Consider the following 25,666-nt stretch of genomic DNA (forward strand, 5'->3'; position numbering starts at 1 on the left):
GTGATTCCGGATCCGGAACAGGCCTCCGGCCGTGCCGGACGTGGCGCAGGAGCCGCGCGGGGCTCAGAGCGAACAGTCCACCAGGACCGGCTCCGGCGCCAGCGACACGCCGAACGCCGAGCTCACTCCGTCCCGCACTTCACGCGCCAGGTGGAGCAGGTCCGCCGTGGTCGCCGCACCGCGGTTCGTCAGCGCGAGGGTGTGCTTGCCGGACAGCGCGGTGCGCCCGCCCGGACCGGCGTGGCCCTTGCCGAAGCCGGCGCGGTCGATCAGCCAGGCCGCGGACAGCTTCGTGCGCCCGTCCGACGCCGGGTACTGCGGCACCTTCTCGTCCGGCCCGACGTGGGCCGCGATCAGCTCCAGCACCCCGGGCAGGTCCTCCGCGGCCACGATCGGGTTGGTGAAGAAGGAACCCGCGCTCCACGTGTCGTGGTCGTCCGCGTCGAGCACCATGCCCTTCGCACGCCGTAAGCGCAGCACCGCTTCGCGCACCCGGGCCACGTCGACGCGCGCTCCCGGGTTCACGTCGAGTTCGCGGGCCAGCTCGGCGTACCGGATCGGGGCCGACTGCCCGCCGTCGCGCAGCAGGTAGCGGGCGCGCAGCACCACCGCGTCGTCGGTGTGCTTGAGGATGCTGCCCCGGTACACCAGCCCGAGGTCGTCGGCCAGCACCGTGCGGATCCGCCCGGTGCGCCGGTCCAGCAGGTCCACCGAGACGAGCATCTCGGAGATCTCCACGCCGTAGGCGCCGACGTTCTGCACCGGGGTCGCGCCGGTGAGCCCCGGAATCCCGGACAGGCACTCCAGGTTGCCCAGCCCCTGGTGCACCGTGTCCGCGACGACGTCGTCCCAGTTCTCACCCGCTTCGACGGTGAGCTGCACGAACCCGTCGACGATGTCGTAGCGCCGCCCGCTGGTGGCGATCCGCACCACGCGGCCGTCGAAGCCCTCGTCGGAGATCACCAGGTTGGAGCCGCCGCCGAGCACCAGCAGCCGCCGGCCCGCCGCGTCGGACTCGCGGACCGCCTCGGCCAGCTGGTCCGGGTGTTCGGCCACGACGAGCTCGGCGGCAGGCCCGCCGAGGCGCAGCGTGGTGTGGCCGGACAGGACGTGGGCCGTCGGTTCACCGGTCGGCGGCGCGCCGCCGATTCCTTCGGAGCCGGACATCGAGGGGTTCACGATTGCCAAAGGTAACCTTCCGCCCATGGCACGCCGCATCGAGCACCGCAGCACCTCCGAGTGGCCCGCGTCGCAGGTGCATGCGGCGCTCATCGACATCGACTATCTGCGGGAACGCCTCGATCAGCTCGAGGGCGGGCGCAACGAGCTCGTGCAGCACACCGCCGATGCCGACGCGGTGCGCTTCCAGGTGCGCCAGGGCGTGCCCACCGAGTCGCTGCCGCCGATCGCGCGGACCGTCGCCGGTGCGGGCGACCTGGTGATCGACCGCAGCGAGTCCTGGCGGCGCGAGCAGGACGGGCACTACGCGGGCGAGATCGCCGCCGAGGTCGCCGGCGTGCCCTGCACCATCACCGGATCGATGTGGCTGCGTGACCTGACCGGGCGAACCGGGGCGAGCGAGCTGGTCGTCGAAGGCGAGGTGCGGGTCTCCGTGCCGTTCCTCGGCGGCAAGCTCGAGGACCTCGTCGCCGAGCAGGTGCAGAAGCTGCTGGCCGCGGAGGAGCGGTTCACCACCGAGTGGCTGGCCCGCCCCCGGAGCTGACGACCTCCACCGCCCGCCCATGAACCAGCCCCGCAAGAAGGCGCCCCGCCTGGCCGCCGGCCGCGCCCGCGCGCTCGGCGTGCCGACCCGCGGCACCACCAACCCGAACCGGCTGCGCCGCGTGGACCGCTGGATCGCCGGCACCCCGTGGGTGGCCCGCGCGCTGAGCTCCGCCGCCGACCCGCTGGTGATCGACCTCGGCTACGGCGCCACCCCCATCACCACCGTCGAGTTCGCCGCCCGGCTGCGGCCGGTGCGCGCCGACGCGCGGGTGTTCGGCCTGGAGATCGACCCCGATCGGGTGGCCGCGGGCAAGGCGGTCGCCGACCCGCCCGCGCTGGAGTTCCGGCGCGGCGGCTTCGAACTCGCGGGACTCGCCGCGGGCATCGGCGGCGCGGACGGCCCCGCGCTGGTGCGGGCGCTGAACGTGCTGCGCCAGTACACCGAACCGGAAGCCTGGAAGGCGTGGGACGAGCTGCGCGGCAGACTCGCCCCGGACGGGCTGCTGGTGGAGGGCACCTGCGACGAGATCGGCCGCCGCTGCTGCTGGGTGGCGCTGGACCGCTCCGGCCCGCGCACCTTGACGCTGTCCTGCCTGCCCGCCGACCTGCAGCGCCCCTCCGACCTGGCGGAACGGCTGCCGAAGACGCTGATCCACCGCAACGTGCCCGGCGAGAAGGTGCACGCCCTGTTCACCGACCTGGACGCCTGCTGGGCCCGGGCCGCGCCGCAGGCACCGTTCGGCCCGCGCGCCCGCTGGACGGAGGCGGTGCGGCTGTTCGCCGGGCTGGGCTGGCCGGTGCGGGACCGCCCGCGGCGCTGGCGGCTGGGCGAGGTCACCGTCGACTGGGCCGCGGTGGATCCGCTGGCGGACCGCACCTCGGGGTGACATCACCCGGCCGGGCCGATCGGCGCAGTGCGATACTCCGCAACCGTGTCCGCTCGATTCGTCATCACCCTCGGCTGCCCCGACCGCACGGGCATCGTCGCGCGCATCGCCTCGTTCCTCGCCGAGCACGGCGGCTGGATCGTGGAGGCCGGCTACCACACCGACGTCGAGACCGGCTGGTTCTTCACCCGCCAGGTCGTGCGCGCCGACTCTCTCCCGTTCGGCCTCGACGAGCTGCGGGAGCGCTTCGCGCGGGTCGCCGACGAGCTGGGCAGCACGAACTGGCGGGTGAGCGACACCTCCGAGCGGCGCCGGGTGGTGCTGCTGGTGTCCCGCGAGAGCCACTGCCTGCACGACCTGCTCGGGCGCGTCGCCTCCGGTGAGCTGGACGTGGACCTGCGCGCCGTCATCGGCAACCACCCGCGGCTGCGCGCGATCACCGAGGCGCACGGCGTGCCGTTCCACCACGTCCCGTTCCCCGCCGGTTCCGACCCGGACGACAAGGGCGCCGCGTTCCAGGAGGTGCGGGCGCTGGTCGACGGCCACGACCCGCACGCCATCGTGCTCGCCCGGTTCATGCAGATCGTGCCGCCCGCGGTGTGCGAGGAGTGGGCCGGGCGCGCGCTGAACATCCACCACAGCTTCCTGCCCTCGTTCGCCGGGGCGCGGCCGTACCACCAGGCCTACGAGCGCGGGGTGAAGCTCGTCGGGGCCACCTGCCACTACGTCACGCCGGAGCTCGACGCCGGTCCGATCGTCGAGCAGGACGTGATCCGGGTGGACCACACCGACGCCGCCGCCGACATGGTCCGCAAGGGCCGCGACATCGAGAAGGTCGTGCTGGCCCGCGGGCTCCGCGCGCACCTCGAGGACCGGGTCCTGGTGCACGACAAGCGGACCGTGGTGTTCTGACCCGGCTCAGCCCACCGGGCGGGCGAGGTCGTCGAGCACTTCCGCCGCGGGAAGGCGAGCGAGCAGCCCGCCCGGCGCGATGATCTTCGAGCGGCGCAGGCCGCTGCCGACCACCACGGCCGGCGCGGCCGTCACCGCCGCGTCCACCAGCAGCGGCCAGTCCGCGGGCAGCCCGAACGGCGTGATCCCGCCGTACTCCATCCCGGTCAGCCGCACCGCCTCGTCCATCGGCGCGAACGAGGCCTTGCGCACGTCCAGCCGCCGCTTGACCACGCCGTTCACGTCGGCGCGCGTGGTGGCCAGGACCAGGCAGGCCGCGTGGCGCACCTCCCCGCCGCGCTTGCCCGCGACCACCACGCAGTTCGCCGACAGCTCCAGCGGCGAGGCGTACTCGGCGCAGAACGCGGCCGTGTCCGCGAGCTCCGGGTCGATCTCGGCGGCCCCGACGAGCTCCGCCTCCGCCGCGGACAGCGCGTCGAGGGCGCCGCGCACGGGCTCGGCCAGCAGTTCGGGACGTTCCAGCGCCGGTGCCACCACGAGGGTTCCGGCGGCGCGCGACCAGTCGACAGCCATGCGCCGACGGTACGAGTTCCCCGCCCGCCCGGAGTCGGCGAGGCGCACAACCGAGGTCGGCAGACCGCACGCCCTGGGCCGGGCCGCGCCCGGCATCACCGAGTCGGGTCCGGATTCAACGGGCCACGTCCGAGTCCGAGGATCACGTCCGAGTCCACGGGGCGTGCCCGAATCCGAGTCGCGCCCGGGTTCAGCCGGTCGCGTCGACAGCCATGTGCCGACGGTGCGAGTTCCTCGACACGCCACCGCGCACGCCCGGCGTCGGCGAGGCGCACACCCGAGGCCCGCAGGCCGCACGCCCTGGACCGGCCCGCGCCCGGGATCAACCCGTCACGCCACCGGGATCAACGAGCCGGGCCCGGGGTCAACGGGCCGCGGCCGGGTCCGAGGGTCGCGCCCGAATCCGACGAGTCGCGGCCGGGTTCGACGAGTCACGCGCAGGTTCGTCGGGTCACGCCCAGGTTCGACGAGCCTCAGCCAGGTTCAGCGAGTCGCCCGGGTTCCACGAGTCGGGTCCGGGCCCGAAGGGCCGTCCGAGGGGCACGCCCGAATCCACGGACCGCGCCCGAGTTCGACGAGCCGCAGCCAGGTTCAGCGAGTCGCGGCCAGGTTCAGCGAGTCACCCGGGTTCAGCCGGTCGCGGCGAGGAAGTCGGCGAGGAGCGCCCGCAGCTCCTTGCGGTGGGTGAACAGCGGGGCCACCGACGGCAGCAGCTCCAGCCGCGCCCCCGGGATCGCGGTGGCGACCGACCGCGCGGCCGCCACCGGATGCAGCGGATCGTCCGTGCCGGTCAGCACCAGCACGTCCGAGCGCACCGCCCGCAGGACCGCGACGTCGTCGAGCACCGCGCGGTCGCCGAGCGCGTGCAGCGCAGGGCCCAGCCGCAGCAGCGCCGCGGTGCGGGCCGCCAGGTGCTCTCCCAGCTGCGCGCCGGGCGGGAATTCGGCGGCCACCCGCTCGCGCAGTGCCGCCCCGCCGTCGGACTCGGCGGCCGCGACCGCCTCCGCCAACCGCTCCAAGGCCCACGCCGACGAGACCTCGCGCCCGCCGTCCAGCACCGCGGGCAGCAGCAGCGCGAGCCGTTCGAACCGGGCCGGGTGCTCCGCGGCCGCGCGCGTCAGCGCGCCGGTGCCCAGCGAGACGCCCACCGCGCGGGTCGCGCCGACCGCGTCCGCCGCGGCCAGCACGTCCGCCGCCAGCACGCCGTAGTCCCAATAGCCGTCGGGCGCGTCCGCCGCGTCGCCGTGACCGGCGAAGGTGAGCACCACGCGGGTGCCCGGCAACCCGGAGGCCGGAATCCGCGCCTCGCCCGGAGTCGCACCGAGGCCGTGCGTCACCAGCGTCACCGGCTCACCTCGGCCGTGCGCCCGCCAGCGCGCGCCCGAGGGCAGCACGCCTTCGGTGGCACGCAGGTCGCCGCCGATCACCAGGAGCTGCCGCCCTGCACCTCGACGACCTTCGGGCGCACGTCCAGCAGGTACACCAGCACCGCGACCAGCCCGGCCAGCCAGATGATCGTGATGGGGCCGTTCGTGCACAGCACCAGCACCAGGAGCCCGGCGCCGGTGATGCCGAGCCACGCCGCCTTGGACAGCTTGCCCACCGCGGTGAACGCGTCCGAGCGCTGCAGCACCGCGTGCCCGAAGGCGTACAACCCGACCGGCAGCCCGGCCAGCCAGATCAACCTCAAGAGCACGAGCTGTGGGATGAGCGCGGCCGGAGCGTCGAATGACAAGTCCACCGCTCCACCCTACGTGTGCGCGGGGCCCCGGAGCAGCCCTCCGGGGTCCCGCGCTTCGCGTCGCGTCAGTCGTCGGACTTGCCGGTCGCCTTCGGCTTCGCGGTGCTCTTCGCGCCGCCGGAGTTCTTCGGCGCGCTCTTGGCGGCGGCGGTCCGGTTGGCGGTCTTGCGGCCGGTGCTGCGGGTCGTGGCGGCCGCGTCGGAACCGGCCTCCTCGACGGTGTCGGCGACGTCGGCCGCGGTCTCGCGGACCTGCTCCGCGGCCCGGGTGGTGGCCTGCTCGGTGGTCTCGGCGGCCTTCTCGCTCCAGGAGCGGGTGGTGCGGGTGACCTTGCCGAGCACGTCGTCGGCGAGCAGCCGCGCGTCTCCGACGGCGCTGTCCACCCGGCCCTGCACCTGCTCCAGCTGGCTCCAGGCCTGCTTGACCTGCGGCTGGGTCTGGAGGCGTTCGAAGGTCGTCTCGCCGCGGTCGGCGAGGTAGCCGTAGAGCTGCGCGGCGGAGCGGGTGTAGGCGTCGACGAGCTTGCGCAGCTCGGCCGGGTCGAAGCGCTCCTTGAGGTCGTTCGGCAGGTCGTTCACGCCGTTGCGGGCGGACTCGGCGCCTTCGCCGAGCCGGGTGCGCAGCTTGGTCAGCGCGTCGGCGATGGTCTGCGCGGCGAGGTCGCCCGCGCCCAGCGCGGCCAGCAGCGGGGTGCGGGCCTGCTCGGCGGCGTCGCCGCGGGTCTTGGTGTCGTTCTCGGAAGTCGGCATGGTGCTCACTCCTCAGCTGCTTCGGGGATGTCGGTGCGGTCGGGCGCGCCGGCGGCGTCGTCGTGCTCGCGCCGGAACGAGGCGTAGATGTCGAGCAGGACCTGCTTCTGCCGTTCGCCCAGGTCGGGGTCGGCGAGGATCGCGTCCACCACCGGGCCGCCCTCGCGCTGCTCCAGGATTCCGGCCTGCACGTAGAGCGCTTCGGCGGAGATGCGCAGCGCCTTGGCGATCTGCTGCAGGATCTCCGCGCTCGGCTTGCGCAGGCCCCGTTCGATCTGGCTGAGGTACGGGTTGGAGACGCCTGCGCTCTTGGCGAGTTCGCGCAGCGAGATCTGGGCGTTGCTGCGTTGCGCCCTGATGTAACCGCCGAGGTCGCTCACCGCCTGGTTCACGGCCTTGTTGACGGTCTTGTCCACCCGCTCCATCGATCCCGCTCCCTCCGGACGGGTTCCACGCTAACCACGAGTGCTAACTTTTGCAAGCACATAGCTTGCACCCTCCGGGTGAGTCCTGGAGCACCCTCAACCCGCGCACACGCAGAACGGATGCCCGTCCGGATCGGCGTACACCCGGAACGGCGAGTCCTGCTGGTCCGGCGGCTGCGGCAACGGCCGGGCACCGGCCCGCACCGCCCGCTCGTGCCCCTCGTCCAAGGTCGTCACCCGCACGTCGACGTGCATCATCTGCGGCCGCGCGTGGTCCGGCCAGGTCGGCGGCACGTGGTCCGGGTCCCGCTGGAACGCCAGCGCCGGCCCGCCTGCCGGGTCCGCCAGCTCCACCCAGTCCTCGCTCGACTCGGCTTCGTCGACCTCCCAGCCCAGCAAGCGCCGGTAGAACTCGGCGAGCGCGCGCGGATCGGGCGTGTCGATGGCGAACGCGCAGATCGACAGCGGGGCCTCGGACATGGGTACGACCTTTCGCTCGACGGGGGACGTCAACGGGATCGGGGAACGGCGAGTCCGGCTCGACCACCGGGTGCGGGCGCGGCCACCGGCTCGGCCACCGGGCCGCGAACCGCCTCGGCGCGCGGCCGGACCTCGGCATCCTCCGCCCGCCCGAGGCCGCGCGCACGGCCTCCCGGCCGTTTTCGCTGCACTGCCACCCCGCCGGACGTCATGGCTCCCCCAACCAGTGTTCACCTGTTAGTGGTTAGTAACCGACATCGGAATTATGGGAGTTATCGACGCACGCTGCAACCGGCTAATCGAATACGATGGTGTTCGTGAACAGCAGAGCCGTCGCCGACCGAGTCCCTGCGAACCTCTCCGCGGACCTGGACGCCGAACGCGACGTCGAGCTGGTGCTGGCCTTCCTCAACACCTCCGACGCCGAAGCGGACACCGACGTCCTCGACTCCGCGGACCGATGGCGGGCGTGGTCCGCCGGACGCGGCCTGGGCGAAGCCGGAGATCGAGATTCCGCGCGGCGCATCCGGGACGCGATGCGCGGTGCGGTGTCCTGCGACCGATCCGCCCCCCGCGCCGATCCCGACGTGATCACCTGGCCCGTGCCGGTCGTCGTCCAGGACGGCGTGCCGGTGCTGGGCGGGCCGGACGCGCTGGGCAAGGTGCTCGCCGCGGCCGTGCACCTGGTGCACACCGGCCACTGGAACCGGATCAAGATCTGCCCGGCCGAGGACTGCCTGTGGGCGTTCTACGACCGGTCGCGCAACAAGTCCCGCACCTGGTGCTCGATGCGGGTGTGCGGGAACCGGGAGAAGGCGCGCTCCTGGCGCGAGCGGCACGCGACCGCGGGGTGACCGCGGGCCGTCGCGCGCTCGGCCCGGCGGCCACCTGCTGCCTGCCGGTGGTCGGGAACGTCAGAGCAGCAGCTGGGACAGGGTGTAGATCACCAGACCGGCCAGCGCGCCCACGACGGTGCCGTTGATCCGGATGAACTGGAGGTCGCGCCCCACCTGGAGCTCGATCTTCCGCGAGGTCTCCTCGGCGTCCCAGCGCTCCACGGTGTCGGTGATCAGCGTGGTGATCTCGGTGCGGTAGTGCGACACCACGTACACGGCGGCGCTCTCCAGCCAGCCGTCCACCTTGCCGCGCAGCTCCGGCTCGGTGGCCAGCCTGCGGCCGAGGCCGCGCAGGCCGTCGCGCACCCGCAGCCGCAGCTCGCTGGACGGGTCCTCGGCCGCGTCCAGCAGCATCTTCTTCGCGGTGCTCCAGGCGGAGGCGACCAGGTTCTGCACCTCCGGGTGCTCGATGACCTGCTGCTTGATCTGCTCGGCCCGCTCCATCGTCTTCGGGTCGTGCTGCAGGTCGTGCGCGAAGTCCACCAGGAACCGGTCCACGGCCTTGCGCATCTGGTGGTCCGGGTCGGTCTTGACCGCCCACGCGAACGACAGCACCTCGGTGTAGATCTTGTCCGCGACCATGCCGTCGAAGAAGCGCGGCGACCAGGACGGGGCGCGCTGGCTCACCACGCGCAGCACCGTCGCGTGGTTGTCGCGCGCCCAGTCGTAGGCGCGGTCGCAGATCAGGTCCACCAGCTTGTGGTGGGTGCCGTCGGCGAAGACCTGGGACAGGATGCGGCCCAGCGGCGGGCCCCACTGCTGCTCCAGGACCTTCCGCAGCACCGACTGCTCCAGCACTGCCTGCACGTCGTCGTCGCGCAGCACCTGCACGGCACCGCGCACCGCGGTCGCCAGCTCGGAGGTGACCCGCTCGGCGTGCGCGTCGTCGTCCAGCCAGGTCCCGACCCGGGCACCGATCTCCGCCCGCCCCAGCTTGTCCCGCACCACCGGTTCGGACAGGAAGTTGTCGCCGACGAACGCGCCGAGGTTCTGGCCGAGCGCGTCCTTGCGGGTCGGGATGATCGCGGTGTGCGGGATCGGCAGCCCCAGCGGCCTGCGGAACAGGGCGGTCACCGCGAACCAGTCCGCCAGCGCACCGACCATGCCCGCTTCGGCGGCCGCGCGGACGTAGCCGACCCAGGCCGCGGCACCGGCGTTCTCCTGCCAGCGGGCGAGCACGAAGATCGCGGTCGCGAGGAGCAGGAGCCCGCCCGCGACGGCCTTCATCCGCCGCAACGCGCGCTTCTTGACCTGGTCCGCATCCGCCGCCGAAGTCTGTGCCATCACTCGATTCTTGCAGCTGCCCGCACCGGCTCCGTTCGCTGAGCGCCGGAAATCGCCCGTGGTGACCGATCTCGCCCGACCGTTCACGCCGTGCGAGCGCCGTGCGCCTCGCGGTCCCGGCACGTGGGATCGCGGAGCCGTCCCGAGCAGTAGAGTGCCAGGCGTGCGATCTCCCGCTCTCACCTCCCGGTTGCGCCCCTTCACCTCGACGATCTTCGCGGAGATCACCGAGCTGGCCCGCGAGCACGGGGCCGTGAACCTCGGTCAGGGCTTCCCGGACACCGACGGACCGGCGGGAATGCTGCGGGTGGCGCAGCAGGCGATCGCCGACGGCGTCAACCAGTACCCGCCCGGTGCCGGCGAGCCGGACCTGCGGGCGGCGATCTCGGAGCACCGGAAGGCGCGCTACGGGATCGAGCACGACCCGGACGGCGAAGTGCTGGTGACCGTCGGCGCCACCGAGGCGATCACCGCTTCGATGCTGGCGCTGCTCGAGCCCGGCGACGAAGTCGTGCTCATCGAGCCCTACTACGACTCGTACCCGGTGGCGGTGGCGATGGCCGGGGCGGTGCGCCGCACGGTCGGCCTCCGCCAGGGCCCGGACCACCGGTTCGAACTCGACCTGGAGGCGCTGCGCGCCGCGGTCGGGCCGCGCACCCGGGCGCTGGTGGTGAACTCGCCGCACAACCCGACGGGATCGGTGCTCACCGATGTCGAACTGGCGGCGATCGCCCAGGTCTGCCGCGACCACGACCTGATCGCGATCACCGACGAGGTCTACGAGCACCTGCTCTACGACGGCCGGGTGCACACCCCGCTGGCGACGCTGCCGGGGATGGCCGAGCGGACGGTGACGATCTCCAGCGTGGGCAAGAGCTTCAGCGCCACCGGCTGGAAGATCGGCTGGGCGTGCGGTCCCGCGGAGCTGATCGGGGCGGTCCGCGCGGCGAAGCAGTTCCTCACCTTCGTCGGCGGCGCGCCGTTCCAGCCCGCGGTGGCGCACGCGCTGCGCCACGAGCTGGACTGGGTCGAGCAGCTGCGCGACGGCCTGCAGCGCAAGCGGGACCGGCTGGCCGAGGGGCTCACCGCCGCCGGGCTGGACGTGCTCGCGTCGGAAGGCACCTACTTCATCTGCGCCGACGTGCGCCCGCTCGGGTTCACCGACGGCGCCGAGCTGTGCCGGGCGCTGCCGGAACGGGTCGGGGTCGCGGCGATCCCGGTGCAGGTGTTCTGCGACGACCCGGAGCCCGTGCGGCACCTGGTGCGCTTCGCGTTCTGCAAGCGGGACGAGGTGCTGGACGAGGGAATCCGGCGGTTGCACGGCCTGGCCGGCTGATCCCGCTGCGCTCCGCGCCACGTCAACCACCGTGGCCCAGGCAGAGGAAACCGGCTTCGCCGTGCGCGGCCTGGGCGGCGGCGAGCGCCTCCGCCGGGCCGATCCCGCGGCGCAGCGACGAGTGCAGCGACAGCATCACCTGCGCGGTGCGCTCGTCCGGCACCGGTACCACGCTGGCGATCACCGTCGCCGTGCCGCGCCCGAGCAGCGCCGCGGCCAGCCCGGTGAGCTGCCCGGCTCCGGCGGGCACCGAGCGCCCCGCTTCGCACGCGGAGAGCACCACCGTCCGCGGACCGCGCCGCAACCGGTCCAGGTCGTAGCCGTACATCGGGCCGCCCGCGAGTTCCAGGCAGGACAGCAGCGGCTGGTCGTCCCGGAACCGGCCGTGCGCGGCGATGTGCGCGATCGGTGCGCCGTCGACGGCGGCCAGCACCCGTTCCGCGTCGGCACCCGCCCCGGTCAGCAGTCGTCCACCACCGGCCCGGTGCAGCGCCACGACCTCGCTTTCGGCGTGTTCCAGCCCTGGTCCGGCCACCCACACCGGGTCCGCTGAGGCGCACTCGCGCGCCGCGTCGACCCGGCCGCGCAGCCACGCCCGCAGCGACGGGGCGACGGTGACCCCGCGTCCGCGGCAGAGCGGGAGCGCGGCCCACGGCACCGCGTGCAGCGCGCCGGTGGGCACCACCACCAGCCGTCGCCCGGGTGGCAGTGCGCCCGCCATCGGCCGCAGCAGCAGCCGTTGCACGACGGCTGCCGACTCGGCGGCGCTCGCCGCGTACAGGGCCTCCGCACGCGGATCACCGGACTCCGCCTGCCGCGCGAGGAGGTACCGCAGCCGCTGCGTCTCGTGCACCGCGTCCAGTTCGGTGCCGAGCTCGTGCAGCCGGGCCCTCCCGTCGACGACGGAGATCGCGTGCAGTGCGCCCTCGTGCTCGAACAAGATCCAGAGGACGTCGCGGCCCAGCGCCGCGAGCACTTCGGCGGACCCGGCGGGCTGCGCCGCGTCGATCGTCCCGCCGTCGACGAGCAGCGCCCGATCCCGCACCTGCCGCTCCATCGCGTCGATCTCGGACAGCGCGGAGCGCAACCGGGAACCGTCGGCCCCGGCCGCACCGGACACCGCGGCGCGCAACCGCACCAGGGCCGAACCGAGCTCCGGATCGGTGGGCGGGCGGACCGAGCGGCGGTGCGCCGCGCCCAGCCGGTGCCGCTCGACCCAGCGCAGCACCAGGCGCGGATCACCCGAGCGCAGCGCGGCACCGACCGCGACCGCACCGAGCTCCTCGGCCAGTCCGAACGCCTCGGTCCGCGGTTCCCAGGCGGCGATCCCGCTCGCGTAGCTCGCCACCGCGCGCAGCCCGCGGCGGCAGGCTTCGAACAACCGGCCGTCGTCCCCGGCGTCCGCCGCGCGCAGCGCTTCCGCCAGCCAGCCCACCGTCAGCTGCCGGGTGGACCCGGGCCCGCCACCGCGGCCGGTCGCGGCGAGCTCCAGCAGAGCGCGCGCCGTGCTGCGCCTGCCCGCGCGCGCCGCCTCCCGGCCTGCGACGAGCCACAGCTCGGCGGCGGCCGTCGTCCAGCCGTGCTCGGCGCAGGCGTGTCCGGCGCGCCTCGCCGCGGCCAGCGCGTAGCGGGACACCTGCCCGACCCGCAGCCGCGCCTGCCACTCCACCGCCACGGCCAGCGCGGCCCAGGAGTGCCGCCGCTGCGAGCGGAACAACCTGGCCGCGCAGCGCGCCGGGCGCACCGCGGCCGCCGGATCTCCCGCGCGCAGCGCGCACCCGGCCAGAGCCAGCCAGGTGTCCCCGAGCCGCGCCGCCCGGCCCAGCCGCTGCAGCCGGGACGCGGCGCGGTGCAGTTCCTCCCGCGCCTGGTCGTGCAGGCCCGCTTCGGCCAGCGCTTCGGCCCGGTCGACGCGGATCTCCGGGTGCCCGGCGGGATCGGCACCGGCGGCGCGCGCCTCGTCGAACAGCCGCAGCGCCCGCGGCAGGTCCCCGGCGCGCAACGCCACGCAGCCCCGGTTGTGCCTGCACAGCGCGGCGCGCTGCCCGCGCCCGGCGGCGCGGAACCGCTGCTCGGCCGCGACCAGGTCGGCTTCCGCCTCGCTGAGCCGGTTGCGGTACAGGTGCGCGAGCCCGCGCGCCACGTGCGCGTTCGCCGCCCACTGGTGGTCGTCGTGCTCGGCCAGTCCCGGCAACGCCGCGGAGAGCACCGCGACCGCCTCGTCCTGCCGGTCCTGCTGGAACAGCAGCACACCCCGCAAGCAGCTCGCCCGCACCGCGTCCTGGCCCGTGAGCTGTTCGGCGGCGGCCTCCAAGTGCCGCCACGCGCCCTCCGGATCGCCCCGGTCCAGCTCCACCCACGCGGCGGTCAGCAGGACCTGCGCGGCCCGCTCGGGCAGCCGTTCCCGCCGGGCCGCGGCCAGTGCGACCCGCGCGTGCTGGCGGGCCTCCGCCGACCGGCCGCGCTCCACCGCGACCAGCGCGCGGATGTGCCTGGCCAGCACCCGCAGCTCCGGATCACCGGACCTGGCGAGCCAGCGGTCCGCAGCCCGCGCCGCCCCCTCCGGATCCGCGCAGACCCGGTCCCGCCACCGCACCGCCGCCGAGATCCGCTCCGCACCCGGCGCCAGGGCCGTCCCGGCGCTCAACAGATCAGCCAATCCGCGACGGCGGGCGCGGCACCCGCCGACCGGAACACGACGCCCAGCGGCCCGGCGGGCACGTCCGCCACGCGGAACGCGCCTGCCTCGTCGAGCTCGGCGACGCATTCCCCGCCGGCGTGCCGGAACAGCACGTCGCCCGCCGGCCGCCGCTGCCCGGCCCGGCTGATCACCAGGCCCGCGGCCCGGAACAGGCCCGGCACCGTCTGCACCAGGTCGAGCTCCACGATCCGCCCCGGCATCAGGAAGGTCAGCACCCGCGGTTCGGCCGGTTCGGCGGTGGCGCTGCCGGACCGGACGGCGGCGGCCGCGTCGGCCGAGTCCCCGACCAGCTCCAGCGACGCCGCGCCCGAGCGGGAGCGCGCCAGACCCGCGGCCGCGTACCCGGCATCCCGCACCCGCCCCGGCGCCGGATCGCGGAGTTCGAACAGATCGCGCAGCACCCGCAGCTCGGCGGGCATTCGCGGGCTCATCCGGCGGCCTCCTCGGTGTTCCCGCCGTTCGCCAGCCGCTCCCGCAGCGCGGCGAGGCAACGCCCCTTCTTCGGGCCGATGCTGCCGCGGGGCATGCCCAGCGCCTGGCCGACCTGCGCGTAGCTCGCGTCCGGAGCCACCGCCACGACCCGCAGCAACTGCTGGCAGCGGCGGGAGAGCTGGGCGAACGCCAGCCACATCCGGGAGGCCGCCATCGAGTGCAGCGCGCTGCTCTCCGGACCCGCACCGGGGTCCGGCAGGTCCAGCATCCCGGTGTCCCAGCCGACCGGGGATTCCCGGCGCCGGGCCTTCGACAGCCGGATCGCCTCCCGCCGGGCCGTCGTGGCCAGCCATCCCGGCAGCGCGCGCGGATCCCGCAGGCTGCCGAGGTTCTCCGCCAACGACAGCCACGTCACCTGGCACACGTCCTCCGCGTCAGTGCCGTTCGCGGAGTACGCCCTGGCCGCCGCCCACACGACCGAGGCGTGGCGGTCGACGAGCTCCCGCCAGGCCGCGGCCTCACCGGTCGCGGCGCGGGCCAGCAGCCGGGCGGTGTCGTCGGATTCGGAGACCTCGTGCACGGCGTGCATCGCGCTCCCTCCCCTCAAGATCGATGTCCCGAGTAAGAGGAACGAACCCCCCGCGCAGATTCACCGAACGCCGATTACCCCCCGAACGGGTAACGCGCCACCGCCGCCCGGGCAGCCCCGTCCGCATCGGCGCCGCCCCGGACCGCGCTCGCCGCGGCGGCCGCGACCTGCGGTGCGGCGAAGGACGTCCCGCTCCAGCTCGCGTAGCCGTAGCTCCGCCCGCACGTCCTCGGCAGCAGCCGCACGTGGCTGCTCACCACGTCCACCCCCGGCGCGCACGCGTCCACCCAGTCCCCCGAGCCGGAGAACTCCGCCGGGGCACCGCCGGGCCCGCTCGCCGCGACGCCCAGCACCTCCGGCAGCGCCGCGGGCCAGAACGGCCGGTCGGAGCCGTGGTTCCCGGCCGCGGCCACCACCACCGCGCCGTCGAACCGGGCGAGCTCGGCCACCAGCGCGGGCGGGCACCGGTCGCCCGCGGTGTGGCACCCGGCCGTCAGCAGCACCACGTCCACCCGCTCCCCGCGCGCCGCGGCGTCCCGGCGCAGCGCGCGCAGCCCGGCGGCGACGGTGAGGTCGTCGGTGAACCCGAGCGAGGACAGCACCCGGTGCGCCCGGATCACGACCCCCGGCGCGTGCCGCAGCAGCACCCCGGAGACGAAGGTGCCGTGCCCGGCCTGCCGGTCCTGCTCGGTGTCGTCGTCCGCGTCGAGCACCTCCGGCACCGGGTCGAACCAGTCGCGGCCCGCGAACCACGGGTGCGGATCGCAGCCGGTGTCGAGCACGCCGACCACCACGTCCCACCGTTCCCGGGCCGGTTCCGGGACGGGAGGCGCGGGCTCGGCGTCCGAGCCGGTACCGAACAGCACCGGGGCGCCGAACATCGTGGCGGAACCGACGTGCACGTGGTTGGCGCTGACCTCGGTGAACTCGTCGGCGATGGTCACGCAGTGGTCCCGTTCGGCGGCGCGGAGCCGCACCCGGGCGAGCTCCAGCTCCTCGTCGTGGTCGACGCCGTCCACCCAGCGGCGCAGCCGGGACAGCACCGGATCCAGCGAGCCGCGCGCGGCGATCAGCTCGCCGCGCCGCACCAGGCATTCGCCGGGGCCGCCGGGATCGTGCACCAAGAGGTCGTTGCCGTAGCGCGCCCAGCCTTCGCCGAGCTCTGCGACCGTCCACCGGGTGCCCGATATCGAATCCACAGGGGACACTGTGCGATCGGTCACCACGATCGTCCACTTGAGGCATACCGTCGGGTGAAATTCCCCGGCATCCCGGTGGCATCGAGCCAACAGCGTTCGCCGCAACCGGTGGTAGGACACCGCCTGTCCGGGTGGTTGATACCGAGAAGGGCTGCCGCTCATCCTATGGCGAGGGGAGCATTGACCCCTCGCGTTCGGCAGGAGCGAACCGACAGGCGGTGGTGAGGGTGACCGGGAGCTGCGCGCAGCGCGGACACTGGTCGCGCCTGCGCGCCTGGACCGCCCGCGCCGCGGCGACCGCCGGGATTCTCGGCGGCGCCTGGCTGCTGGCCGCGGGTCCGGCCGAGGCCGCGCCGCAGCACGAACTGGTGCCCGCGGTGCAGGTCGAGGTGGCTGAACCCGACATCGCCCCGCTCTCGATCGAACGACCCGCGGCACCGAGCACCCCGGAACCGGTCCGCGTGGACCAGGCCTCGACCGCGGCCGAGCAGCTCGGCGTCGCCGACCTTGCCACCGACATCACGGCCGGGGTGCGCGAGGAGCTCGAACCCGTCACCGAATCCACCGAACCGCTACGCGCCGAACCGGAACCCGCTGAACCGGACGAGGTGCACCAGCTCGCAGCGGACCAGGACACCGGCACGACACCGGACACCGCACAGCCATCCGACGGCACCGCACTCCGCGACGCCGCCCCGGAGCCCGCCGCACCGGCACCGACCACCGCTCCGGACCGCACCGACTCCGAGCACGCCATGCCACCCGCTGCGGCGGATCCGGAGCCGCAGCCCACCCCGGCGCCCGCGCCGGTGGACCACGGCGGCACCGCACCGCACCAGGTCCCGCCGATCGCACCGCCCGTCGCGGTGACCGCGGCCGCGGCACCCGGTGGCTCGGGGCCCGGAGCGCGCTGGATGCACGCCGTGCTGCCGACCCGGCCGCAGCTGCCCGGCCCGGTGCGCGCCGTCGGCGGGCACGTCGAAACGGTCACTTCGCGCGGCATCGCGCTGATCGAACCGTCCACCTCCCCCGACTGAACCGGGCCGGCGGCACCCGGCTCCGGGGGCCGCCGCACCACCGAAGTCTCCGGTCCGGCCGACTGCGCCCGGCGGGACCGGTCGCGGGGCGCTTGCAGGCACGTGCACCAGGAACATTGACCCCTCCTGAGCTGCGTGCCGCGCCCCGGTCCCGGTGTCGCAGTGCCCCAGCGGCACCGGGACCGCACCCGAGATCGCCTTCCGGCACGACGAGGGGCCGTGCCGGAAGGCGATCCGGTCGCCCGTCCCGTGCGGCGCCTCAGCTGATCGGCTCGTCCAGGGGCCCGAGATCGGCGATCCCGTCGAACCGGCCCGCCGCCGCGGCCAGCCTGCGCACGACCTCGCGGTGCTGGTCGACCGGCAGCGCGTACGGGATCCGCAGGTAGCGCTCCAGGTGCCCGTGCACGGCGAACCGGGTGCCGGGCACCAGCCGCAGCCCGTGCTCCTCGGCGGCGATGGCGAACCTGCTGCTCACCGGCGCCCCCAGGTCGCACCAGAGGGACAATCCGCCGTCGGGGACCCGGAACCGCCAGCCGGGCAGCTGCTCGGCGAGCTCCGCGATCATCGAGTCGCGCATCCCGATCACCTCGTCCCGCCGTGCGCGCAGCGCAGGCCCCGGGTCGGCCAGCAGTTCGGCCAGCACCAGCTGTTCCAGCACCGGGCTGCCGAGGTCCATCGCCGCCCGTTCCAGCAGCAGCCGCTGCACCAGGTCCTCGGGCGCCCGCACCCAGCCGAGCCGCATCCCGCCCCAGAACGTCTTGCCCGCCGACCCGAGCGTGATCACCCGGCCCTCGCCGAACGCGGCCACCGGCGGCGGCGGGGTCCGCCCGGTCAGGTCCAGTTCCACCAGGGTCTCGTCGACGACGGCCGTGGTGCGGGTCCGGCGCAGCATCGCGACCAGCCGTTCCCGGTCCGCCGCGGTCATCTGGATGCCGGTGGGGTTCTGGAAGTCCGGGATCAAGTAGGCGAGCTTCGGGGTGGTCTGCTGCAGCGTGGCGGCCATCAGGTCCAGGTCCCAGCCCTGCCCGAGCATCGGCACCGCGACCGCTTCGGCACCGGCGCCGCGGATCGCCTGCAGCGGATTGGGGTAGGTGGGGTGCTCCACCAGCACCCGCTCGCCCGGGGAGACCAGGGTCCGCAGCACCAGCGCGAAGGCGTGCTGCGCGCCGTTGGTGACCAGCACCTGCCGCGGGTTGGTCGGCAGACCGCGGCGGGTGTGGTGCTCCGCGATGCGCTCGCGCAGTTCGGGCAGGCCGAGCGCCTGGTAGCCGTGGCCGCCGAGCTCCGCCGGGATGCGGCAGCGCGCGCGGTCCAGCGCGGCGGTGAACTCGGGTGGCGCGGGCAGCGTGGCCTGCGCCAGGTTGATCAGGTCGGGGGTGGTGGGCGGCCAGCCGCCGGGGTCGGTGTGCGCCCGGTCGCCGGGCAGCCGCACCCACGAGCCGGAGCCCTGCCTGCTGGCCGCGAACCCTTCGCCGCGCAGCAGGTCCAGCGCGCGCACCACGAGGGTGCGGCTGACGCCGAGGGCGTCGGCGAATTCGCGTTCCGCGGGCAGCCGGGTGCCGGGCGGCAACCTGCCGTCGAGCACGAGCTGCCGCACCGCCCGGTGCAGCCCTCCGGAGGTGGCGCGGCCGGAGTGCCAGGTGCCGAGCAGTTCCGCGATACCTCGGGCGCCGATCCGTCCTATCACGCGAGACATGAGTCCAATAGTTCCAGATTGGCTCTCGTGAACGAGACCAATACCGCCGTATCAACGAACCATGGCTTCAACCGCAACCAAAGTGGATCTCTCCCCGATGCCGGTCTCGGTGCGCCCGGCAGCCCGGCTGGCGCAGTTGTTCGGCGGCTTGGCGCTCTACGGCACGAGCATGGCGCTGATGGTGCGCGCCGAGATCGGCCTGTCGCCGTGGGACGTGCTGCACGACGGGCTGACCCGCCTGCTCGGCTGGAGCTTCGGGGAGATCACCGCGCTGACCAGCGTCGTGGTGCTGGCGCTGTGGATTCCGCTGCGGCAGCGACCGGGCATCGGGACGGTGGCGAACGTGGTGGTCATCGCGGTGTCGGTGGACCTCGTGCTGGGCCTGCTGCCGCCGGCGCACTGGTTGCCGGGGCAGGTGGCGCTGTTCGTGGCCGGGCTGGTGCTCAACGGGGTCGCGACCGCGGTGTACGTGGGCGCGCGGCTCGGACCGGGACCGCGCGACGGGCTGATGACCGGCCTGCACGCGCGGACCGGCTGGTCGGTGCGGCTGGTGCGGACCGGGATCGAGGTGGGCGTGCTGGTCGTCGGGTGGGCGCTCGGCGGGTCCGCGGGATTCGGGACGGTGCTGTACGCGGTGGCGATCGGGTGGATCACCCAGCTGTGCCTGCCGCTGGTGACGGTGCCCGGGCGTCGATGATGGGGGCATGGCGAACGTCGAGGTGGCCGAACGGCCGGGTGATCGGCTGACCCCGGGTTCCGGGGCGAGCGAGGACGTGGTGCTGGTGCTGCCGAACGCGGTGGCGGTGCTGGACGGCGCGACCTCGCTGCGCCCCGGCACCCGCTCCGGAGGCTGGTACGCGGAGCAGCTGGCCGGAGCGCTGGAGCCGCGGCTGGCGGATCCGAGCGCCGATCTGGCGGACCTCCTGGCCGGGTCGATCGCCGAGGTGGCGGCCCGCTTCGACCTGCGCCCCGGTGAGTCGCCGTCCAGCACGGCGGCCCTGCTGCGCTGGGACGAGGAGCAGGTGGAAGCCCTGGTGCTGGCCGACAGCCCGATCGTGCTGAACACCTCGGCCGGGGTTCGCGCGGTGACCGACGACAAGCTCGCCGCGCTGCGCGGCTGGAACCGGGGCGGCGGCTTCCGGGATCGGCTCCGGTCCGGCGGCGGGTTCGACGCCGGACACCGGGCGGCGCTGGGCTCGGCGATGGACCGGACGTCGCGCCTGCGCAACGTCGAAGGCGGCTTCTGGGTGGCGGAGGCCGTCCCGGAGGCCGCCGCGCACGCCACCCGAGCGCGCCTTCCCCGCCGAGAGGCGCGGGCGGCGCTGGTGATGACCGACGGCGTGTCCTGCGGCGTGCAGGACTACGGGATCTTCTCCGGTTGGTCCGCGCTGCTGGACGCGGTGGACCGCGGCGGTCCGGACGCCGTCCTCACCGAAGTGCGCGCCGCGGAGGAGGCCGATCCGCGGGGCGAGCGCTGGCCGCGCCCCAAGCGGCACGACGACCAGGCGTTGGCACTGGTCCGGTTCGCGGACGACACCCGCTCGGGTTGAATCCACCACGATCCGGCGAAAAAAGATCTCTGCACCTAGAGACAATCCGCATACCACCAAGTAACCTGGTGGTGTCCACCTGACCCCCAGGGGTGGACTTCACGCCCCCGCACTCCCGGTGACCCCCAGGCCGGTCGAGCGCGGGGGCGTCCTACGTTCGGGTGGAATTTGTTTTCCTGCGCAACGGAGTTCCGCTTCACTCGTTTGAGTGGGCAAGGGAACCTGCCGCCACCGTCGGCAGTCGTACCGGACGGCACGCAGCACGCAGTTGGGGAGGGATCGCCCGTGGACTTGCACACCCGGATCGAACTGTTCGGTGGCCCAGAAGACGGCCGGGAGATCACCCTGCCCGCGGGCGCGGCCGGCGGCCCGCTGTCCCCCATCCCCGTCCCCCGCGACGGCGAGGACCCGACCGCCGCGTACGTGAAGGACCACCAGCGGCCGCACGGGGTGTGGATCTACAAGTACACGCCGAGCCCGATCCGGCAGTTCCCGGTGCAGTGACCCGAGCGCGGTGACCCGGCCCCCTGCCCACCCCGCGAGCGGTGGCCACCGGGCCAGGGCCACCCAAGCCCGAAGTGATCCGAATCACTCCGAACAACCGGTCGCTTCCTGTCGCGTCTTCCGTATAGATCACGAAGCGAGCGACAATTTCGGAGGCAATCATGCGCAGCACCGCCATCGTGGGTTCCGTTCTCGCCGCGGGCCTTTCCCTCGTCGGAATCGCCGGCATCGCGGGGGTCGCGAATTCGGAGGCCACCACGAACTTCATGGGCGCCAAGTCCAGCTACCCCTCGGTCCCCGGCCCGCAGCCGATGGACGTGTCCCAGGGCGCCCTCCAAGCACCCGACGGCTCCTACTGGGACGTGTACTCCCGCGACGTGAGCGGCGGGCACGCCGGCGCCGAGGACGCGCACAACGTCATCGGCCGCTACCTCGACCTCGACCCGTCGCAGGTCACGGCACCCAACGGCTACGCCGAAGACGTCTTCGGCAACTACGACTGCTCGCTGGTCACCCAGCAAGGCACCCCGCGCACCGGCGTCAGCTGCGACGACGGCCAGCTCCCGGTCGTCGCCTTCCAGCAGGCCGGCTGACCGGCGACACCACCACGCCCGCGCAGCTCCACGAACGCACCACCGCCGATACGGCGATCGAATCCGCGCATCGCGCGACCATTCCACTCCAGCACGAATAACCCGATCGCCCCCGCACGCCCGGATGCGGCAGCAGCCAATTCGACAGCACCAGATTAAATCGGCAGCAATCCGGGACCACGCACCATTCCGCTGGCCACCCCGCGCACCCACGCGCGGGGTGGCCAGCGGCCTTCTCGCACCACCCTGATCTCACGGCCCTCGGCCCTCGGCCCTCGGCCCTCGGCCCTCGGCCCTCGGCCCTCGGCTCACAGCCCACGGCTCACAGCTCACAGCTCACAGCTCACAGCTCACAGCTCACAGCTCACAGACGAGCCTGTTGAACGTCCCCGGTCCGCAACCTGACCTACTACGCGCAAAGCCGACCTTCCACCGAACGGTCGTTGCACCGCATCATCGGCGTCGCCCCTGACCGCCCCACGCGCACCCGCACAGCGAGCCCCGTCGGGAATCCGGCGGGGCTCCTCCTGCGATGTCGCCACCTGGACCACCGCCTGCAGACGCGGCAACCCGCTCCGCTTCAGCTGACAGCTGCCGATCTTCCTGCGCGACCCTGCATTGCGCCGCCACACCATCTCAAGGTTCGGCATATTCATTTTGGCGTATTTCATCGACGAGGCCAGCCATTTCTCCGATCACCGCAGAGGACTCCTGGCACGAATTGAACGCTGCGACGCCTGCGCTTCGCCTGGAATGTGATTTCCTCTCGCGTTTCTCTGCGCGCCCCCAGGAGCTCGCCCGATGCCGAGACAGGATCACGAAGCCATTTCCGCCCCGGGCAAGACACGAGACAAACTCAACCTGATCGGCCTATCGGAACGAGATCCACGAGCCACCTGCAGCCTGACCAGCGCGAACGAAGCGACTCGAAAACGCACTCACGTTCACTCAAATGTATTAATTGAACGTGACGGTTCACAATAATTTTCACTCAACTGATCGCGAACCTCCCCCGATGGGGACCCGGGGGCTCGGATATGTTTGCCGGGAGTGACCAGCGCTCTGTACTGTTCTGCCGTCTGCTACAAAGAGCAGAACGTGCGGCTCAGCCTCCGGCTACCTCTCACCGCAGAACGGGGAACGGGAGTCTCGGCGGAGCTAAGAATCCGTCGCAGGTGAAGAGAAAGGAACGCTGTTGCCGCACTACCGCAAGAAGCGGCGCCTTCGGGCGTCGCGCGCGCAACGCGACCGGGAGGCAGAAGCACGACACCTTCTCGGTCAGCTGTTGCTGAACATCTGCCTGGGCGCCGTACGCCAAGCAGTAGCTGATCTCTGGCAGCGCTTGACGCACGGCGACGGTTGGCCCTGGTAAGGGTCACTCGGGATCGGCCCGGTTGCAGCCGGGCCGATCCCACCTTGCCACAGGCCAGCACTTCAGGGTCCAACCTCTGATACCAACGCCTGAACCTGAACGTCGATCAGGATGATCCTTTTCCCATCTTACGGCAAGTTCGTCCACTCTTCCGGCGTACTGGACCGCAGTCGTGCCGGGTCAATTCCCTCCCGGCCGACTGAACACGATGCTGAACCCCGCCGTTGTGAGAAAGGGACCATCACGGAGAAGCCGGGCTCGTCGAACATCGTCAGGAATCCTCGCCGTGCGACATCGCAGCGGTGGTGTCCTTTGTCCCCGCTGAACCCGTGACCTGGGCAGAAGTGTCGCCGCTATCATCGACCGGTGATCGACAACCTTGAGTCGTTCCAGGACGAGTTGGCCGCTAGCGGGTTTCCGCCGCTGGTCGACAAGGTCGCCGGGGACGGTTTCCGGGGCCGGATCGCCACCAGTTCCCTCGGGCCGCTGCGGCTGGTCGCCCTCGACACGCCCGAGAGTTCCTCCATCGGGCGGGAACGCGACGCCCTCGACGGTGAGAACCTGGCGGTCAAGGTGACGATTCGGGGTCGGACGCGAATCGAGCAAGGTCGGCACGGCGAGGCCGAACTCGGGCCGACCGACCTGGTACTGCTCGATCCCACCCGTGCGCTCCGGTTCGAGAGCACCGCCGCGGCGCACGTCACGCAGCGGCGGAACGAAGCTGATGACCGGCCGCTCCTTTCCCCGCGCGATGGGGCACGACTTCGCGGGAGTCGTCGAGGCGGTCGGTCGGCGCAGGCGTCACCCGCCTGAAGGCCGGCGACGCGGTACTCGGCCGGGCTCGGTCCCGGCAGGCGGGAGCGTTCGCCGAGATGGTGACGGCCCCGGAGAAGACGGTCGTCCTCAAACCGGTGCATCTCTCGTACGAGCAGGCGGCCGCCCTACTCTGCCTTGGCCGACCCGACCCCTCAGAACGAAACAAGCCCCACCGGTTCCGGTGGGGCTTGCTCATGCCAGCTCTTGAGCGTGGCCAGGGGCGGGGTCGAACCGCCGACCTTCCGCTTTTCAGGCGGACGCTCGTACCAACTGAGCTACCTGGCCATGGCGTCCGACTCTGCAGCCGTTCGCTCTGGCGACCCAGACGGGACTTGAACCCGCGACCTCCGCCGTGACAGGGCGGCGCGCTAACCAACTGCGCCACTGGGCCATGTTCTGTTGTTGCGTACCCCCAACGGGATTCGAACCCGCGCTACCGCCTTGAAAGGGCGGCGTCCTAGGCCGCTAGACGATGGGGGCTTGGCCGATTCGACACCGACCCGGCCTTACCTCCAACCGGCTTTTCCCTTTCGGGGCGCCCCGTTGGCAGTGATGAAAGCTTACGACACACGCTCAGCGGCCTTGCACAGGGGGGTCCCTTAAGCCGAATCGCGCGGCCCGGCGTCCGTCCGGGCGTCCGCGGCCGACCACCACCATAGCTTCCTGACCAGTATTTTTCACCCGAACGTTGGGGGACCGGCCGGACGCCCTCCGAGGGCATCGGGGGACCGGAACCGGCCGCCAGGGGTGCCGGGCGGGGCTTCGGGGCGGAAAACGGGTTCTTGTGACGGCGGTCTCAGATCGTGGGGCGGGGGGCCGCCGCCGGGACCGAGGGGTTGTCGCGGAGCCAGTCGGCCGTCGCGATGCCGCCGAGGACGACGCGCCAGATCTCGCCGGTCTGCTGGGCCGCGCCGATGCCGCGGCCGGTGCTGAGCACCCGGACGCCGACGAGCGTCGCGTACAGGACGCGGGTGGCGGCGGCCGGATCGATCTCGGGCCGCAGCAGGCCGTGCTCGGCGGAACGCCGCAGCAGGCCGGCGAGCAGCTGCTCCCAGCGGGCCGCGGTCTCCTGGTCGCGCATCGCCAGCTGCGCTCCCGCGCGGACCACCACGTCGCGCTCCAGGATGCGGACCACCTCGTCGACGAGTTCGACGGCGGTGGTCAGCGGATCCAGGCCGCGGCCCGTCCAGCGCTGCCAGATCTTCGACCAGACCTGCGCCTGGAAGCGGATCAGCGCGGACGCGACGGCGTCCTTCGACGGGAAGTGGAAGTAGAAGGCGCCCTTCGTGACACCGCTGCGCCGCAAGATCGCGCTGAGCGGGGTGGCGTCATAGCCGGCGCGGTCGAACTCCTCGGCAGCAGCGATGACGATGGCACGGCGGGTGACTTGCGCCCGACGCTGCTGGGGCATGGGACGGCTCCGGCGGCTGGGACGTCGACCATGTCTCAACGCTCACCAGATCCGGCGACACGGCCCACGAAAGGATGATCAACTACGCCACGCGAAGTTACCGCGCCACCCCCACGGGTGCCCATCCGCCGTTCCCGTGTCCCACTGGTGATCTTGCCGGAACCGACCGGTGACCTGGAGGGAACCCGAAAGAAACCGCACGGTATGTTTTGCGCGAGCCCCACGCCGGGCTCACGTCTTCCCGCGAGGTGAGCCACCGGGGGGTGCCCGACCTCGCGGGAAGACAACCCCGGCGCAGCCGTGCCCGATCCGCTCGCCACGACCCCGCGTTGATCCGCCGATCCGGCGTCGCCGACCCCGTGCCCAGCGACTTCCCCGTGTGCGGTGGCAGCACCCACCGCGCGCGATGATCCGGAACGAGCGGCTCGCCGCGACCTCGACCGCGCGATTCCGCCGAATCCGATCAGCGGGTCACCGGTGGCTCGCCCTCTTCGTCCGGGACGAGCCCGAGCATGTCCAGCAGGAGCCGGCAGTCCTCGGCGCCCTCGGAGCCGCGGGCCACCGCGACCCGCGCCCGGTGCACTTGTTCGTCGGTGATCCCGGCGGGCTCGCCGCTGCGCGGCGCGGGTACCACCGAGGTTGATCGGCCAACGGTTTCTTCCTGCTGCGACAGGAACTTCCGCACGTCCAACGACCCGTACATGACGCCTCCCCGGCTCGGGTTTCGGCCGCAGGTTATCCACAGCTTGTGCACAGTC

26 protein-coding genes and 3 tRNA genes are annotated in these 25,666 nt (G+C 73.0%); 11 read left to right on the forward strand and 18 right to left on the reverse strand.

Annotation, left to right across the window (positions count from 1 at the left end; translation table 11 throughout):
* Nucleotides 1-63: 63 nt before the first annotated feature.
* Nucleotides 64-1,167: a UDP-N-acetylmuramate dehydrogenase gene (locus AC29IT_RS05425; RefSeq protein WP_358432709.1), complete on the reverse strand. Its 1,104-nt coding sequence runs from the start codon at nucleotides 1,165-1,167 to the stop codon at nucleotides 64-66.
* 37 nt (nucleotides 1,168-1,204) lie between these two features.
* Here AC29IT_RS05425 and AC29IT_RS05430 point away from each other — a divergent pair, with 37 nt between their 5' ends.
* The 3 genes from AC29IT_RS05430 to purU are packed head-to-tail and all read left to right on the forward strand — an operon-like array spanning nucleotide 1,205 to nucleotide 3,524.
* Entirely contained in the window at nucleotides 1,205-1,723 is a 519-nt protein-coding gene (locus AC29IT_RS05430; protein WP_358432353.1) for a DUF2505 domain-containing protein, read from the forward strand.
* Between the two features lie 19 nt (nucleotides 1,724-1,742).
* Complete coding sequence (locus AC29IT_RS05435; protein ID WP_488218031.1) at nucleotides 1,743-2,612, forward strand: class I SAM-dependent methyltransferase; 870 nt, start codon at nucleotides 1,743-1,745, stop codon at nucleotides 2,610-2,612.
* A gap of 45 nt (nucleotides 2,613-2,657) precedes the next feature.
* Nucleotides 2,658-3,524, forward strand: coding sequence for a formyltetrahydrofolate deformylase (gene purU, locus AC29IT_RS05440; RefSeq protein WP_358432349.1), 867 nt, complete (start codon nucleotides 2,658-2,660; stop codon nucleotides 3,522-3,524).
* Nucleotides 3,525-3,530: 6 nt separating this feature from the next.
* Here the strand turns inward: purU and AC29IT_RS05445 are convergent, their stop codons facing one another.
* The 6 genes from AC29IT_RS05445 to AC29IT_RS05470 all read right to left on the reverse strand — a co-directional run bounded on the left by AC29IT_RS05445 (nucleotide 3,531) and on the right by AC29IT_RS05470 (nucleotide 7,492).
* Nucleotides 3,531-4,097 carry a YbaK/EbsC family protein gene (locus AC29IT_RS05445; protein ID WP_488218032.1) on the reverse strand — a complete coding sequence of 189 codons (567 nt, stop codon included), beginning with the start codon at nucleotides 4,095-4,097 and terminating at the stop codon, nucleotides 3,531-3,533.
* 629 nt (nucleotides 4,098-4,726) lie between these two features.
* On the reverse strand, nucleotides 4,727-5,524 hold the full coding sequence (locus tag AC29IT_RS05450) for an alpha/beta fold hydrolase (protein WP_488218033.1): 798 nt from the start codon (nucleotides 5,522-5,524) through the stop codon (nucleotides 4,727-4,729).
* A complete protein-coding gene (locus tag AC29IT_RS05455; RefSeq protein ID WP_488218249.1) occupies nucleotides 5,521-5,805 on the reverse strand; it encodes a DUF2516 family protein in 285 nt (94 codons plus the stop codon). Before AC29IT_RS05455 ends, AC29IT_RS05450 begins: the two co-directional genes overlap by 4 nt.
* Before the next feature lie 98 nt (nucleotides 5,806-5,903).
* A complete protein-coding gene (locus tag AC29IT_RS05460; RefSeq protein WP_488218034.1) occupies nucleotides 5,904-6,587 on the reverse strand; it encodes a hypothetical protein in 684 nt (227 codons plus the stop codon).
* 5 nt (nucleotides 6,588-6,592) lie between these two features.
* Nucleotides 6,593-7,012: a helix-turn-helix domain-containing protein gene (locus AC29IT_RS05465; protein WP_358432341.1), complete on the reverse strand. Its 420-nt coding sequence runs from the start codon at nucleotides 7,010-7,012 to the stop codon at nucleotides 6,593-6,595.
* Nucleotides 7,013-7,108: 96 nt separating this feature from the next.
* The gene (locus tag AC29IT_RS05470) at nucleotides 7,109-7,492 is read right to left on the reverse strand and encodes a VOC family protein (protein ID WP_488218035.1); all 384 of its coding nucleotides are present in this window, start codon (nucleotides 7,490-7,492) and stop codon (nucleotides 7,109-7,111) included.
* A gap of 308 nt (nucleotides 7,493-7,800) precedes the next feature.
* Between AC29IT_RS05470 and AC29IT_RS05475 the strand changes: the two genes are divergently transcribed.
* Nucleotides 7,801-8,346, forward strand: a complete 546-nt coding sequence (locus AC29IT_RS05475) for a CGNR zinc finger domain-containing protein (protein WP_358432337.1) — start codon at nucleotides 7,801-7,803, stop codon at nucleotides 8,344-8,346.
* A gap of 60 nt (nucleotides 8,347-8,406) precedes the next feature.
* Here the strand turns inward: AC29IT_RS05475 and AC29IT_RS05480 are convergent, their stop codons facing one another.
* Complete coding sequence (locus AC29IT_RS05480) at nucleotides 8,407-9,672, reverse strand: DUF445 domain-containing protein (protein ID WP_488218036.1); 1,266 nt, start codon at nucleotides 9,670-9,672, stop codon at nucleotides 8,407-8,409.
* A gap of 163 nt (nucleotides 9,673-9,835) precedes the next feature.
* Between AC29IT_RS05480 and AC29IT_RS05485 the strand changes: the two genes are divergently transcribed.
* Nucleotides 9,836-11,008: a pyridoxal phosphate-dependent aminotransferase gene (locus AC29IT_RS05485; RefSeq protein WP_488218037.1), complete on the forward strand. Its 1,173-nt coding sequence runs from the start codon at nucleotides 9,836-9,838 to the stop codon at nucleotides 11,006-11,008.
* 22 nt (nucleotides 11,009-11,030) lie between these two features.
* Here AC29IT_RS05485 and AC29IT_RS05490 read toward each other — a convergent pair whose 3' ends face one another.
* From AC29IT_RS05490 to AC29IT_RS05505, 4 genes are all read right to left on the reverse strand, one after another.
* Entirely contained in the window at nucleotides 11,031-13,655 is a 2,625-nt protein-coding gene (locus AC29IT_RS05490) for a CHAT domain-containing protein (protein ID WP_358432331.1), read from the reverse strand.
* A complete protein-coding gene (locus AC29IT_RS05495) occupies nucleotides 13,652-14,140 on the reverse strand; it encodes a hypothetical protein (RefSeq protein WP_358432329.1) in 489 nt (162 codons plus the stop codon). The genes AC29IT_RS05490 and AC29IT_RS05495 overlap by 4 nt, the downstream gene beginning before the upstream one ends.
* Entirely contained in the window at nucleotides 14,137-14,730 is a 594-nt protein-coding gene (locus tag AC29IT_RS05500) for an RNA polymerase sigma factor (protein WP_358432327.1), read from the reverse strand. Before AC29IT_RS05500 ends, AC29IT_RS05495 begins: the two co-directional genes overlap by 4 nt.
* A 74-nt stretch (nucleotides 14,731-14,804) precedes the next feature.
* Nucleotides 14,805-15,929 carry a S8 family peptidase gene (locus AC29IT_RS05505; RefSeq protein WP_488218038.1) on the reverse strand — a complete coding sequence of 375 codons (1,125 nt, stop codon included), beginning with the start codon at nucleotides 15,927-15,929 and terminating at the stop codon, nucleotides 14,805-14,807.
* Nucleotides 15,930-16,156: 227 nt separating this feature from the next.
* On the opposite strand from AC29IT_RS05505, the gene AC29IT_RS05510 reads away from it, so the two are divergent.
* Complete coding sequence (locus AC29IT_RS05510) at nucleotides 16,157-16,966, forward strand: hypothetical protein (protein WP_488218039.1); 810 nt, start codon at nucleotides 16,157-16,159, stop codon at nucleotides 16,964-16,966.
* Between the two features lie 259 nt (nucleotides 16,967-17,225).
* Here AC29IT_RS05510 and yczR read toward each other — a convergent pair whose 3' ends face one another.
* Nucleotides 17,226-18,662: a MocR-like transcription factor YczR gene (gene yczR, locus AC29IT_RS05515; protein ID WP_488218040.1), complete on the reverse strand. Its 1,437-nt coding sequence runs from the start codon at nucleotides 18,660-18,662 to the stop codon at nucleotides 17,226-17,228.
* A gap of 61 nt (nucleotides 18,663-18,723) precedes the next feature.
* Between yczR and yczE the strand changes: the two genes are divergently transcribed.
* The 5 genes from yczE (at nucleotide 18,724) to AC29IT_RS05540 (ending at nucleotide 23,494) form a co-directional block, all read left to right on the forward strand.
* A complete protein-coding gene (gene yczE / locus AC29IT_RS05520) occupies nucleotides 18,724-19,359 on the forward strand; it encodes a membrane protein YczE (RefSeq protein ID WP_488218041.1) in 636 nt (211 codons plus the stop codon).
* Nucleotides 19,360-19,366: 7 nt separating this feature from the next.
* Nucleotides 19,367-20,212, forward strand: coding sequence for a hypothetical protein (locus AC29IT_RS05525; protein ID WP_488218042.1), 846 nt, complete (start codon nucleotides 19,367-19,369; stop codon nucleotides 20,210-20,212).
* Nucleotides 20,213-20,497: 285 nt separating this feature from the next.
* Complete coding sequence (locus AC29IT_RS05530) at nucleotides 20,498-20,716, forward strand: hypothetical protein (protein WP_488218043.1); 219 nt, start codon at nucleotides 20,498-20,500, stop codon at nucleotides 20,714-20,716.
* A gap of 161 nt (nucleotides 20,717-20,877) precedes the next feature.
* On the forward strand, nucleotides 20,878-21,309 hold the full coding sequence (locus tag AC29IT_RS05535; protein ID WP_488218044.1) for a hypothetical protein: 432 nt from the start codon (nucleotides 20,878-20,880) through the stop codon (nucleotides 21,307-21,309).
* 1,738 nt (nucleotides 21,310-23,047) lie between these two features.
* Nucleotides 23,048-23,494 (forward strand): AraC-like ligand-binding domain-containing protein, encoded by a 447-nt coding sequence (locus AC29IT_RS05540; RefSeq protein WP_488218045.1) that lies wholly within the window; start codon nucleotides 23,048-23,050, stop codon nucleotides 23,492-23,494.
* A gap of 214 nt (nucleotides 23,495-23,708) precedes the next feature.
* On the opposite strand, the gene AC29IT_RS05545 is transcribed toward AC29IT_RS05540, so the two are convergent.
* The 5 genes from AC29IT_RS05545 to AC29IT_RS05565 all read right to left on the reverse strand — a co-directional run bounded on the left by AC29IT_RS05545 (nucleotide 23,709) and on the right by AC29IT_RS05565 (nucleotide 25,611).
* Nucleotides 23,709-23,782, reverse strand: a tRNA-Phe gene (locus AC29IT_RS05545).
* 29 nt (nucleotides 23,783-23,811) lie between these two features.
* A tRNA-Asp gene (locus AC29IT_RS05550) sits at nucleotides 23,812-23,888 on the reverse strand.
* A gap of 16 nt (nucleotides 23,889-23,904) precedes the next feature.
* Nucleotides 23,905-23,977: transfer RNA gene (locus AC29IT_RS05555), tRNA-Glu, on the reverse strand.
* 316 nt (nucleotides 23,978-24,293) lie between these two features.
* The gene (locus tag AC29IT_RS05560) at nucleotides 24,294-24,908 is read right to left on the reverse strand and encodes a ScbR family autoregulator-binding transcription factor (protein ID WP_358432312.1); all 615 of its coding nucleotides are present in this window, start codon (nucleotides 24,906-24,908) and stop codon (nucleotides 24,294-24,296) included.
* A gap of 463 nt (nucleotides 24,909-25,371) precedes the next feature.
* The gene (locus AC29IT_RS05565) at nucleotides 25,372-25,611 is read right to left on the reverse strand and encodes a hypothetical protein (protein WP_358432310.1); all 240 of its coding nucleotides are present in this window, start codon (nucleotides 25,609-25,611) and stop codon (nucleotides 25,372-25,374) included.
* Nucleotides 25,612-25,666: the final 55 nt, after the last annotated feature.

This window comes from Saccharopolyspora sp. MMCC62 (assembly GCF_057736575.1).